The sequence below is a fragment of the Shewanella sp. SACH genome, assembly GCF_001887095.2.
In the GTDB taxonomy this organism is placed as follows: domain Bacteria; phylum Pseudomonadota; class Gammaproteobacteria; order Enterobacterales; family Shewanellaceae; genus Shewanella; species Shewanella baltica.
The window spans coordinates 1,081,628-1,094,607 of the sequence record NZ_MPDG02000002.1; the positions used below are offsets into that span (position 1 = coordinate 1,081,628).

General features: G+C 45.7%; 14 protein-coding genes. All 14 read left to right on the plus strand.

The window, feature by feature from the left end:
• A partial coding sequence (fliF, locus tag BM607_RS12695) for a flagellar basal-body MS-ring/collar protein FliF (protein WP_249269587.1) occupies window positions 1-1,126 on the plus strand: 1,126 nt, incomplete at its 5' end.
• Window positions 1,119-2,171 (plus strand): flagellar motor switch protein FliG, encoded by a 1,053-nt coding sequence (gene fliG, locus BM607_RS12700; protein ID WP_071939680.1) that lies wholly within the window; start codon window positions 1,119-1,121, stop codon window positions 2,169-2,171. The genes fliF and fliG, both read left to right, overlap by 8 nt.
• A complete protein-coding gene (gene fliH, locus BM607_RS12705) occupies window positions 2,158-3,174 on the plus strand; it encodes a flagellar assembly protein FliH (RefSeq protein WP_071939716.1) in 1,017 nt (338 codons plus the stop codon). The genes fliG and fliH overlap by 14 nt, the downstream gene beginning before the upstream one ends.
• Window positions 3,143-4,480: a flagellar protein export ATPase FliI gene (gene fliI / locus BM607_RS12710; protein WP_006082403.1), complete on the plus strand. Its 1,338-nt coding sequence runs from the start codon at window positions 3,143-3,145 to the stop codon at window positions 4,478-4,480. The genes fliH and fliI overlap by 32 nt, the downstream gene beginning before the upstream one ends.
• Window positions 4,481-4,509: 29 nt before the next feature.
• Window positions 4,510-4,956 (plus strand): flagellar export protein FliJ, encoded by a 447-nt coding sequence (gene fliJ, locus BM607_RS12715; RefSeq protein ID WP_006082402.1) that lies wholly within the window; start codon window positions 4,510-4,512, stop codon window positions 4,954-4,956.
• 258 nt (window positions 4,957-5,214) lie between these two features.
• Window positions 5,215-7,455 carry a flagellar hook-length control protein FliK gene (locus BM607_RS12720; protein WP_071939679.1) on the plus strand — a complete coding sequence of 747 codons (2,241 nt, stop codon included), beginning with the start codon at window positions 5,215-5,217 and terminating at the stop codon, window positions 7,453-7,455.
• An 88-nt stretch (window positions 7,456-7,543) separates the two neighbouring features.
• A complete protein-coding gene (fliL, locus tag BM607_RS12725) occupies window positions 7,544-8,071 on the plus strand; it encodes a flagellar basal body-associated protein FliL (protein WP_071939678.1) in 528 nt (175 codons plus the stop codon).
• Between the two features lie 39 nt (window positions 8,072-8,110).
• A complete protein-coding gene (gene fliM / locus BM607_RS12730) occupies window positions 8,111-9,139 on the plus strand; it encodes a flagellar motor switch protein FliM (RefSeq protein ID WP_071939677.1) in 1,029 nt (342 codons plus the stop codon).
• Between the two features lie 11 nt (window positions 9,140-9,150).
• Complete coding sequence (fliN, locus tag BM607_RS12735; protein ID WP_006082397.1) at window positions 9,151-9,531, plus strand: flagellar motor switch protein FliN; 381 nt, start codon at window positions 9,151-9,153, stop codon at window positions 9,529-9,531.
• Window positions 9,532-9,560: 29 nt separating this feature from the next.
• Complete coding sequence (gene fliO / locus BM607_RS12740) at window positions 9,561-9,989, plus strand: flagellar biosynthetic protein FliO (protein WP_071939675.1); 429 nt, start codon at window positions 9,561-9,563, stop codon at window positions 9,987-9,989.
• Window positions 9,986-10,732 carry a flagellar type III secretion system pore protein FliP gene (fliP, locus tag BM607_RS12745; protein ID WP_006085608.1) on the plus strand — a complete coding sequence of 249 codons (747 nt, stop codon included), beginning with the start codon at window positions 9,986-9,988 and terminating at the stop codon, window positions 10,730-10,732. The genes fliO and fliP overlap by 4 nt, the downstream gene beginning before the upstream one ends.
• Before the next feature lie 18 nt (window positions 10,733-10,750).
• On the plus strand, window positions 10,751-11,020 hold the full coding sequence (fliQ, locus tag BM607_RS12750) for a flagellar biosynthesis protein FliQ (protein WP_012587225.1): 270 nt from the start codon (window positions 10,751-10,753) through the stop codon (window positions 11,018-11,020).
• Window positions 11,021-11,024: 4 nt separating this feature from the next.
• A complete protein-coding gene (gene fliR / locus BM607_RS12755) occupies window positions 11,025-11,822 on the plus strand; it encodes a flagellar biosynthetic protein FliR (protein WP_071939674.1) in 798 nt (265 codons plus the stop codon).
• A gap of 18 nt (window positions 11,823-11,840) precedes the next feature.
• Entirely contained in the window at window positions 11,841-12,971 is a 1,131-nt protein-coding gene (gene flhB, locus BM607_RS12760; RefSeq protein WP_071939673.1) for a flagellar biosynthesis protein FlhB, read from the plus strand.
• Window positions 12,972-12,980 lie beyond the last annotated feature (9 nt).

Below are 12,980 nucleotides of genomic sequence, written 5' to 3' on the forward strand. Positions count from 1 at the left end.
CCGCCGTGGCGGTTTAGGCCAAGGTGAAGTCGACGCTATCGTCGATATCGTTGCCTCTGCTGTGCAAGGTTTAGAGCCATCACGGGTGACTGTGACTGACTCTAACGGCCGTTTATTAAACTCAGGCAGCCAAGATGGCGCGTCTGCGACAGCCCGTCGCGAGCTTGAATTAGTACAGCAAAAAGAAGCCGAGTATCGCACTAAGATTGAATCGATTTTGGTACCTATCTTAGGTCCTGATAATTTCACCTCTCAAGTCGATGTCAGCATGGACTTTACTGCGGTCGAGCAAACCTCTAAGCGTTATAACCCCGATTTACCGTCTTTACGCAGCGAAATGACCGTTGAAAATAATACCACTGGCGGATCTTCGGGTGGGATCCCTGGCGCGCTATCGAATCAACCGCCAATGGAATCGAACATTCCGCAAGATGCGACTAAAGCGACTGAGTCTGTCACTGCGGGTAATTCACACCGTGAGGCGACCCGTAATTTTGAGTTAGATACCACCATTAGCCATACCCGTCAGCAAGTTGGCGCCGTTCGCCGCATTAGTGTGTCGGTTGCGGTGGACTTTAAACCCGGTGCAGCCGGAGAAAATGGTCAAGTGGCGCGTGTTGCCCGTACCGAACAAGAACTGACCAATATCCGTCGTTTACTCGAAGGTGCGGTAGGTTTTAGCTCGCAACGGGGTGATGTGTTAGAAGTGGTAACGGTCCCCTTTATGGATCAATTGGTTGAAGACTTGCCAGCACTAGAACTGTGGGAGCAACCTTGGTTCTGGCGCGCAATTAAGCTCGGTATTGGCGCGCTAGTGATTCTGGTGCTGATTTTAGCTGTGGTACGACCTATGCTGAAACGCTTAATCTATCCTGACAGTGTGAATATGCCTGAGGATGGCAGATTAGGTAACGAACTGGCCGAAATTGAGGACCAGTACGCGGCAGATACCCTAGGGATGCTCAATACCCAAGAGGCAGAATACAGTTATGCCGATGATGGTTCAATTCATATCCCTAATTTGCACAAAGATGATGATATGATTAAAGCTATCCGTGCGCTCGTGGCGAATGAGCCTGAGCTCTCTACTCAAGTCGTGAAAAACTGGTTACAAGACAATGGCTGAGAATAAAACGAAAGAAGTGGCTGCAGCGGCCCCACCTGCCTTTAACATTAAGGATATTAGCGGTGTCGAAAAGACCGCGATCTTACTCCTCAGTTTGAGTGAGGCTGATGCAGCATCCATTTTAAAACACTTAGAGCCGAAGCAAGTGCAAAAAGTGGGTATGGCGATGGCGGCAATGGATGAGTTTGGTCAAGAAAAAGTCATCGGGGTACATAAGCTGTTTCTCGATGACATTCAAAAGTATTCTTCTATTGGTTTCAACAGCGAAGAGTTCGTTCGTAAAGCCTTAACCGCCGCGCTGGGTGAAGATAAAGCGGGTAATCTGATTGAACAGATTATCATGGGCAGCGGTGCTAAAGGTTTGGATTCGTTGAAATGGATGGATGCACGCCAAGTAGCGACCATTATTCAAAACGAACATCCTCAGATCCAAACGATCGTGTTGTCCTATTTAGAACCCGATCAGGCGGCGGAAATTTTTGGTCAATTCCCTGAAAATACTCGCTTAGACTTGATGATGCGGATTGCGAATCTTGAAGAAGTTCAGCCCGCTGCACTGCAAGAGCTGAACGACATCATGGAGAAACAGTTTGCCGGTCAAGGTGGCGCACAGGCCGCGAAAATGGGTGGCCTAAAAGCGGCTGCCAACATCATGAACTATTTAGATACGGGTATCGAAAGTCAGTTGATGGAAACCATGCGCGAGTCTGACGAAGAAATGGCGCAGCAAATCCAAGACTTGATGTTCGTATTTGAAAACTTAATCGATGTTGATGACCGTGGTATTCAAGCCTTGTTGCGTGAAGTACAGCAAGATGTACTGATGAAGGCGCTTAAAGGCACAGATGATCAGCTGAAAGAAAAAATCTTGGGTAACATGTCAAAACGTGCCGCAGAATTGCTGCGTGACGATCTTGAGGCAATGGGCCCAATCCGTATCAGTGAAGTGGAAGTCGCCCAAAAAGAAATCCTGTCTATTGCCCGTCGCTTAAGCGACAGTGGCGAAATCATGTTAGGCGGCGGTGGTGGCGATGAGTTCCTCTAATCCGAGTGACAATAAACCGTCAAATAAGGTCTTGAGCGACGGAGATATTGAGTTTAGTCACTGGGCACTGCCAGATGTGACTGAAGCCGATGACGATTCTATCTCGAATTTGTTCGGCCATTCGAATCATCAAGCCGCAAAGCCGACGACAGTTGAGAGTGTTTCTCCGCCGACGATGGCCGAGATTGAAGACATTCGCGCCCAAGCTGAAGAAGAAGGGTTTGCCGAAGGTAAACAACAAGGTTACGAGCAAGGGCTAGAAAAAGGTCGCTTAGAAGGCTTAGAGCAAGGCCATACTGAAGGGCTCGCCCAAGGGCATGAGCAAGGATTAGAAACCGGTTTAGCTCAAGCCAAAGTTTTACTTTCGCGGTTTGAAGCCTTATTAACTCAATTTGAAAAGCCATTGCAATTACTCGATGGTGATATTGAGCTCTCCCTACTGAACTTGAGTATGACATTAGCTAAATCAGTCATAGGTCACGAATTAAAAACTCATCCAGAACAAGTGCTTTCGGCATTACGCTTAGGCATAGAGTCGTTACCGATTAAAGAGCAAGCGGTGACTATTCGGCTGCATCCTGACGATGTGATCCTTGTCGAACAACTTTATTCCACCGCCCAACTGACCCGCAGTAAATGGGAGCTTGAAGTCGATCCGACGTTAAGTGCAGGCGATTGTATTCTGAGCAGTCATCGCTCTTTAGTGGATTTAACACTTTCATCGCGTATCGATACTGTGTTTGAGTCATTACGAAATCAACATACGCATTTGAGTGATAAACAGCATCAACTGCAAGAGACGATTGAAGCTGAAGATACTGCCAAACAAGTGGCTGTGGCGCTTGAGTCTGAGCTTGATGATCAAACGGCGGATGACCAAGCTGTCGATACGGTTAACCAAGACACTGAGGACATGCAATCTGCCTCAAACACAGGTGAGCACTTAGATACCCAATCGGATGCCGGAACAGATGCAAAATCGCCAACACCAACTGCTGAATAGGCTGAATCATCATCAGGATAAAGTGCCGCCATTTCGTGCTGTGGCCAGTGGTCAGCTGGTTCGTGTTGTTGGCTTAACCTTAGAGGCGAGCGGTTGCCGCGCGCCTGTGGGCAGCTTATGTTCCATCGAAACCATGGCGGGCGAGTTAATTGCCGAAGTCGTCGGCTTTGATGGTGAACTCCTTTATTTAATGCCTATCGAAGAATTACGTGGGGTATTACCCGGTGCCCGAGTGGTGCCTTTAGGGGAACAAACTGGACTTAATGTCGGCTTGTCCCTGTTAGGACGCGTGCTCGATGGTAACGGCGTGCCTTTAGATGGTTTAGGTGCGTTGCAGACAGATCAACAAGCGCCAAGACATAGCGCTGCCATTAATCCCTTATCCCGCCGTGCTATTACCGAGCCGCTGGACGTTGGCGTGCGCGCCATTAATGCCATGCTGACTGTGGGTAAAGGCCAACGTATGGGCTTGTTTGCTGGTTCTGGTGTGGGTAAGAGTGTGCTCTTAGGCATGATGACCCGCGGTACCACTGCCGACATTATTGTGGTTGGGCTGGTGGGCGAGCGTGGCCGTGAAGTCAAAGAGTTTATTGAAGAGATTCTTGGGGATAAAGGTCGAGCGCGTTCTGTTGTTGTTGCCGCGCCTGCAGATACCTCGCCGCTGATGCGCCTTCGCGCCTGTGAAACCTCGACTCGTATTGCCGAATACTTTCGCGATTTGGGCTATAACGTCTTGTTATTAATGGATAGTTTGACGCGTTATGCCCAAGCGCAGCGGGAAATTGCTTTGGCTGTGGGTGAGCCGCCTGCCACCAAAGGCTATCCGCCTTCAGTGTTTGCCAAGCTGCCGCGTTTAGTTGAGCGCGCCGGCAACGGTGGCCCAGGTCAAGGTTCAATTACGGCATTTTATACAGTGTTGACGGAAGGGGACGATCAACAGGATCCCATTGCCGATGCATCGCGGGCGATTCTTGATGGTCACATAGTCTTGTCACGTTCGCTTGCGGACTCTGGGCACTATCCTGCGATTGATATTGAAGCTTCTATTAGCCGGGTAGCACCTATGGTGATCTCCAATGAACACTTGGAAGCGATGCGCCGCGTGAAACAAACCTATTCCTTGTATCAGCAAAATCGTGATTTGATTTCCATTGGCGCTTATGCCCAAGGCAGCGATCCTCGAATCGATAACGCGATACGATTACAGCCGGCGATGAATGCTTTTTTACGCCAAACCATGCGTGATGCATTCAGTTTTACCGATAGCCAAGTCATGCTCGGGCAACTTGCCGCACAGTGCAAATAATGGCGTCATCGAATTAATCGAGGTCTAGTATGGCTAACGCCGATCCCTTGTTGTTAGTGTTAAAGCTCGCCAATGATGCCGAAGAACAAGCGGCGTTATTGTTAAAGTCGGCGCAGTTAGAGTGTCAAAAACGGCTGAATCAACTCAGTGCACTCAATAACTATCGCTTAGAATACATGAAGCAAATGCAATCCCAGCAAGGCCAAGCCATTAGTGCCAGTCACTATCACCAGTTTCATCGCTTTATTCGTCAGATTGATGATGCTATTACTCAGCAAAATCGCGTTGTGGCCGACGGTGAAAAACAAAAAGAATATCGACAACAGCATTGGTTGGAAAAACAGAAAAAACGTAAGGCAGTGGAATTACTCTTAGCGAGTAAAGAGAAGAAGCGCCAAGTTGTTGAACAAAAACGAGAGCAGAAAATGACCGATGAATTTGCTTCTCAGCAGTTTTATCGCCGTCATCAGCGTTAGTGTAATGGTGCGTTAATTGATCGGTATCTTTGCCATTCACTAACTCGTATGAGTTCAGTTTTCTGTTGCCGCTTATGGTGCAGAACATTTGTTCGACTTCTTTCCCTGAGTTTTATTCTTTTCAATATGCTGCAGTAAAAACTGAAGTTTTGGCATCTTATTTGCTTTGATTTAGTCCATGACCCTGCAACCGCAGTGTTTAATTGACGTTTCTACCTAGCCATTTTCTTTTCTGCTGGGTGATGTTTGGGAGCACTTATGCAACAAATGACCAATATCCTGTTGAGTAAAACAGGCAACTCTGCGGCCAATTCCGCTAAGACATCTCCCCAAGAGTCTAATAATGAAGACTTTTCATCTACACTTGCGTCTGTCTCCGCTAGCTCATTTTCTATTTCCGCGCCTAAAAAGGCTACAGCGAATACTGACGATAAAGTGCAGATCGCCTCTACTGATAAAGTAAATGATAAAGACATATCAACGGATGATGCTGACGTAAATCTCATCTTCGCCCAGATCAGCATGGCAAATGACATGAAGAAAACGGCATCAGATGGAGAGAGTTTGCCGTCTGACTCTTCCCAAGGGGAAAATAATGAGTCTGGTGACCCTTTATTGAAAAGTGATGCATTCAGTACCGTTGAGCTGTCGGGTGTACAAGCTTCAATGAAAGCGATAAACACTGAGCTTCCAGTAGTCGACATCTCAGGCTCAGCGCAAGGTAAGGATGATATTTTAACGTTAAGTGAAGTTAACCTGGCAACTGAGAAAAGTAATAGCAAGTCCTCAAACGGCGATCTATTGAGTCTCCAAAAGGTATTGGACACTGATACTTCCTTTTCCTCAGAACTCAAAAAGTTAACCGAGCAGCTCCAACTAAATGCAGAGGCATCTGGTGAGACTGATATCACTAATAAAGTATCTGCTGACAAAGCATCGGTAGAGATAATGCAAAAAAATACTCTAGTAGCCTCCAGTGGAACATCAGCAGAGATATTACCCAAAGAAAGAGTGCTAGCGATTAAAATATCAGTAGATACATTGCCAATAGAAAGCGACAAACCAGCAGCAGACGTATTACCCGTTGAAGCAATCCAGGGGAAGAAAGTTTTACTTGATGAGGCAGTTGAGGCATTAAAGTCACAGTTATCTACGGATAAAAGCGTTGAATCTCATTCTGCATTTTTAAAGGGACAAGTCATTCCGCCGAACAGTAAAACATCTGAAAATTTGGATTTATCTGAATTTGTAGATACAGCAGAGACCGCGGAAAAGGCATCATCAAAAAATCTAGAAAGCGTGTTATTGAAAGAAGCAGATGTGACTGAACTTAAAGGCGATAAATCATTTTCAACGGACAAATATGCGCATCAAGTTGCGAGTCTAAACGCTGAACAGCGTGGTGCAAGGTTGGATCTTAATTCTGAGGCACTTGCAACCTCAGACGACGTAGATGAATCAATGTTGAAGCCTAATACAGCAAGCCAAACCTTAAAGTCAGAAACGCTAGCGCCATCGACTACTAAGAATGAAATGGCTGTAACATCTATAATCGCTGATGAAAGAGTGGATACATTGGACTTGGCAAGTCCCAAGGTGGCTGATACTTCTAACTTGGCTGAGAACGATGCGGATGACGTTACTGCCGAGAGCAATAAACCAACAGTGCGCAATGCTGAGATTGCAATACCTCAGCAAGTGAGTCGAAATTCCAATGTTGATGTTGATGTTGCGGTTAGTAAAGTAGAAGTTCAGCCTATAGTTACAACACTGGATGCACAAAACATCTTAGGTAACGCAGTTGATCCTAAGGGCAGCATGGTGAGTGATACTGAGGTCAATGCTGATATCTCAAAAGCGGCAATGGATGCGGGGACTTTGCTAAAGGATGCTAAATACAGTGTGACGCTTGATGCTCAAAGAGATGCTAAGCCATTCGTTATGGGTGATGAAGACAAGGGATCAACGACTGACATTAAGTCATTTGCTTCTTTAACTGCATCGACGCCACTACAAGTTAATCGTCAGGAAACAATGCAAGTTCAGCTGTCATTACATAAAGGTGTCGAACAACAGAATCAAATGCAAGAGATGATCCAACGGTTTTCACCCGTAATGAAGCAACAGTTGATCACTATGGTGAGTCAAGGTATTCAACATGCTGAGATTAGGCTTGATCCCCCAGAGCTTGGGCATATGCTGGTAAAAATCCAAGTGCATGGCGATCAAACCCAAGTACAGTTCCATGTCACTCAGACACAAACGCGTGATCTGGTTGAACAAGCTATGCCGAGATTGCGCGAGTTACTGCAAGAGCAAGGGATGCAATTGGCTGATAGTCATGTGTCTCAAGGTGGCCAAGGTGAACGTCGAGAGGGTGGTTTTGGCGATGGTGGCGGTTCAAATGGGGCTGATGTGGATGAAATCTCGGCAGAAGAGCTACATTTAGGTTTAAATCAAGCCACTAGTGTAAATTCAGGTATAGATTATTACGCTTAAGTCGGTAACCTATAGCAATGACTAACATAGTTACGTTTCCATATTAATTAAACGTAAGTGTTTCTGCTTAAATTAAAGAGAATAGTGAATGGCTAAGGAAGAATCGTTAGAACTTGAGAACACCGAAGCTCCCAAAAGTAAAAAAAAGCTCTTTATTTTTATTGGAGTGGGGGTGTTAGTTGCACTGCTTATTGCTGGCGCACTGTGGTTTTTCCTTGGTAGTAGTTCTGAGGACGCCGCTACGCCGACTGACGGAGCAGTCCAAACAGAAACACCTACTGAAAGTGGTGCGCTCACTACAGCTTCATATGTGCCTATGCCACGCCCTTTCTTATTCAACTTACCTGGGCCTGACAGAGCGCGTTTAGTTGAGATCAAAGTACAACTTATGGTGCGTGGTACAGACGATGATGTGCTGACACAAAAACACATCCCCCTGATTGAGGATGCGCTGTTAACGACCTTTAGCGGCGCTGATGTACAAAAACTCAGTACGCAGGCGGGGAAAGATGAGTTACGTCAGTTAGCACTCTTGAGTGTGCAAAATACTTTGCAGTCGGTTACTGGCCGTAAAGTTGTCGAGAAAGTGCTGTTTACTGGTTTTGTGATGCAATAACCCTTTAATTTCAGCACCAAAAGAGGCGAAGGCAATATAGTGAGTGATTTATTAAGCCAAGACGAAATTGATGCGCTACTGCACGGGGTTGATGACGTCGATGATGATGAAATTGACTCTGCCGGAGAAGATGCTCGCTCTTACGACTTCTCTTCCCAAGATCGAATAGTTCGTGGGCGTATGCCGACGTTGGAAATCGTGAATGAGCGTTTTGCACGCCATTTGCGTATCAGCATGTTCAATATGATGCGCCGCGCTGCCGAAGTGTCGATTAACGGTGTACAGATGCTCAAGTTTGGTGAGTATGTACATACGCTATTCGTTCCTACTAGCTTGAATATGGTGCGTTTTAGTCCGCTCAAGGGCACTGCATTGATCACCATGGAAGCTCGATTGGTGTTCATCCTAGTGGATAACTTCTTTGGTGGTGATGGGCGTTTCCATGCCAAGATTGAAGGGCGTGAATTTACGCCAACAGAAAGACGTATTGTACAACTGTTGCTCAAAATAATTTTTGAAGATTATAAAGATGCTTGGGCACCTGTAATGGATGTGGAGTTCGATTATTTGGACTCAGAAGTCAATCCGGCCATGGCCAACATTGTCAGCCCTACCGAAGTTGTCGTGATTAACTCATTCCATATTGAAGTCGATGGCGGTGGCGGTGATTTCCATATCACTATGCCTTATTCCATGATTGAGCCTATTCGCGAGTTGCTTGATGCTGGTGTTCAAAGTGACAAGCAAGATACTGACATGCGTTGGTCGCAGGCATTGCATGATGAAATCATGGATGTGAAGGTCGGGTTCGATGCCAACATTGTGGAACATGAATTAACGCTCAAAGATGTGATGAATTTTAAAGCGGGCGATATTATTCCAATTGAGCTGCCGGAATATATTATGATGAAAATCGAGGATTTACCGACATATCGTTGTAAAATGGGCCGTTCTAGAGATAACCTAGCGCTTAAAATACATGAAAAGATCCCTCGGCCAGAGACGGTTAAATCCGAGCTACAATTAGTGACGCGCAAGGGTAAATCTCGCGATATATCAGAATTATAAGGTGAAGTAAGATGAGCACAGACGATACGGATGATTGGGCTGCAGCAATGGCAGAACAAGCCTTAGAAGAAGCTAACGCGATTGAACTCGATGAATTAGTTGATGATTCAAGACCTATCACTAAGGCAGAAGCGGCAAAATTAGATACTATTTTAGATATCCCCGTCACTATCTCTATGGAAGTGGGCCGTAGCTACATTAGTATTCGTAACCTGTTGCAGTTAAACCAAGGTTCTGTGGTTGAGCTAGACAGAGTTGCGGGTGAGCCCTTAGATGTGATGGTTAACGGTACGCTGATTGCACATGGTGAGGTTGTGGTAGTAAACGATAAATTCGGTATTCGTTTAACCGATGTGATCAGTCAAACCGAGCGAATTAAGAAGCTTAAATAATTGTCTCATCAACGGAAGTTGGAACCAGAATGACCATATCGGTAATACTCAGTTTAGCTGCAGTATCCCAAGCAAAAACTGAGAGTCTTGTCGGCGATAGTGCTCAAGGCGTAACAGCTGTGACATCTTCGGCCGCAAAAATGGCTGAACCTTCTCAAGTCGCAACCCTAGCGAGTATGTTAGGTGGCTTAATTCTGGTTTTACTCTTAATTTTTGCGTTAGCTTATCTACTGAGACGGTTCAATTTAGTACCCACTACCAACGGTGTTCTAAAAACGATAGCCGTGACTTCCCTCGGTCAAAAAGAGCGTTTAGTCTTGGTACAGGTGGGGGAACAGCAATATTTACTTGGAGTTAGCTCGCAGCAGGTGAGTTTGATTGATAAGTTAGCTGAACCTATCCATATAGAGTCTGATTCCTTTGCGAGTCGGCTACGTCAGGCGAAATTAAAACAATGACAACACGTATGCTCGCGTTAGTTGGCTTAGTTATTCTGTTATGTATGCCGTCGGCATGGGCTGCCGATGGTGTTTTGCCTGCGGTTACTGTAACAACAGGACCTGATGGTTCCACAGAATACTCGGTCACAATGCAGATTTTACTGTTGATGACATCGCTGAGTTTTTTACCTGCGATGCTCATTATGTTGACCTCTTTCACGCGTATTATCATAGTCCTGTCAATATTACGTCAAGCCATTGGGTTACAACAGACGCCGTCTAATCAAGTCTTAATTGGTATGAGTTTATTCATGACCTTCTTTATTATGGCGCCGGTGTTTGACCGGATTTATGACGAAGGGGTTAAGCCTTACATAGAAGAGCAGTTAACCTTGCAGCAAGCGTTTGAAAAAGGCAAAGAGCCACTCAAAGGTTTTATGTTAGGGCAAGTCAGGACCACAGACTTAAAAACTTTTATCGAAATTTCAGGCTATAAGAACATTAAGTCGCCCGAAGAAGCCCCGATGAGTGTGTTGATCCCCGCCTTTATTACCAGCGAGTTGAAAACTGCTTTTCAAATTGGCTTTATGTTGTTCGTGCCATTTTTAGTGTTAGATCTTGTGGTGGCCAGTATCTTAATGGCCATGGGTATGATGATGTTATCCCCTATGATAGTGTCGCTTCCATTTAAGATCATGCTGTTTGTGCTCGTCGATGGTTGGAGCTTGGTCCTAGGGACATTAGCGAATAGTTTCGGGTAGCCAAGGGAGAGTACGCACATGAGTCCAGAGGCGCTAATTGATATTTTTCGTGAAGCTCTCGCTGTTATTGTCATGATGGTGTCTGCCATTGTATTACCTGGGCTGGGTATTGGTTTGATTGTCGCCGTGTTTCAAGCCGCGACTTCGATTAACGAGCAGACCTTAAGCTTTCTTCCGCGATTATTAGTGACACTTTTCGGTTTGATGTTCATGGGACATTGGTTAGTAGAAACCCTGATGGACTTTTTTATCGAGATGGTTAATCGCATTCCGCAAGTTATAGGCTAACCCAATGGAGCTGCTGCTCGATACTTTAATGCAGACCATTGTCGCTTATATGTGGCCGCTGTTTCGGGTCGCGAGTATGTTAATGGTTATGGTGGTATTTGGGGCGGCAACTACCCCAAGCCGCGTACGTTTATTATTGGCTATGGCGATTACCTTTGCGATAGCACCAGTTCTTCCTCCCGTTCAAAATGCCGATTTATTTTCACTCAGCGCAGTATTTATCACCGCGCAGCAAATTATTATTGGTGTTGCCATGGGGTTTGTGACTCAAATGGTGATGCAAGTTTTTGTATTAACTGGGCAGATTATTGGTATGCAAACCAGCCTCGGTTTTGCCTCTATGGTGGATCCAGGTTCAGGTCAGCAAACTCCGGTTATTGGTAACTTTTTTCTATTATTGGCGACATTGATCTTCTTAGCCGTAGATGGCCATCTGTTGATGATCCGTATGTTGGTGGCGAGCTTTGAGACCCTACCCATTTCTAATCAAGGATTAACACTCACTAGCTACCGTGCTTTAGCAGATTGGGGCTCGTATATGTTTGGTGCAGCATTAACTATGTCGATATCCGCGATTATCGCCTTGTTGTTAGTCAATTTGTCCTTCGGGGTGATGACCCGCGCCGCGCCGCAGTTAAACATTTTCTCTATCGGTTTTCCGATCACTATGATTGGGGGGCTGTTTATTCTTTGGTTAACCTTAACACCAGTCATGGAGCATTTTGATGAAGTGTGGGCCGCGGCTCAAGTGCTGCTTTGCGATATGTTAGCGCTTCAATGTAACGCAGATGGCTTGATATGACGGCATTAGGAGCCGCCCATGGCTGAAGAATCAAGCGGTGAACGTAGTGAGGAACCCACAGGCAGGCGCCTCCAACAGGCGCGGGAAAAAGGGCAAATTGCGCGTTCGAAAGAACTCGGTACAGCAGCGGTATTAATTTCGGCGGCATGTGGTTTTTATATGCTAGGTCCGAGTCTGGCCACGAGTTTAACTCGGGTGTTTGAGACTGTTTTTACCATGGACAGGGCACAAATTTTTGATACCGAAGAAATGTTTAATGTATGGGGCGTTGTTGCGAGCGAAATCGCCTGGCCCATGGCAAAAATGATGTTATTGATTGTGGTGGTTTCTTTTATTGGTAATGTTTCCCTTGGCGGAATGAATTTCTCGACCCAAGCTATGATGCCTAAGGCCAGTAAAATGAGTCCTGCAGCAGGTCTGAAACGTATGTTCGGTGTGCAGGCGTTAGTCGAGCTGACGAAGGGTATTGCCAAGTTTTCTGTGGTGGCATTTTCAGCATACTCATTACTCAGTTATTACTTCAACGATATTATGTTGCTGTCTAGCGACCATCTTCCTGGCAATGTTTACCACGCATTAGATTTACTTGTGTGGATGTTTATCCTGTTATGCTCCTCTATTTTATTGATTGTCGTCATCGATGTGCCGTTTCAAATTTGGAATCATAACAAGCAACTTAAGATGACCAAACAAGAAGTAAAAGATGAATATAAGGACACTGAAGGGAAACCTGAAGTGAAATCGCGGGTACGACAGATGCAGCATGAGTTGGCGCAGCGCCGAATGATGGCTGAAGTACCCAATGCCGATGTCATCGTTGTCAACCCTGAGCATTTTGCAGTAGCGATTAAATACGATGTTCAGCGCTCCGCCGCTCCCTTTGTCATTGCTAAAGGCGTTGATGACGTCGCATTTAAAATTCGTGAGATTGCCCGCGACCACAATATTGCCATTGTCTCAGCACCACCGCTTGCGAGGGCGATATACCATACGACTAAGTTAGATCAACAAATCCCCGAAGGATTGTTTACTGCCGTAGCACAGATATTGGCCTATGTTTTCCAGTTGCGTCAATATCAGAAAGGACGTGGTCGTAAACCTATTCCTGTCCCGCTTAATCAGCCCATCCCTGATGAGTTAAAATATTAAGTTAGCAGC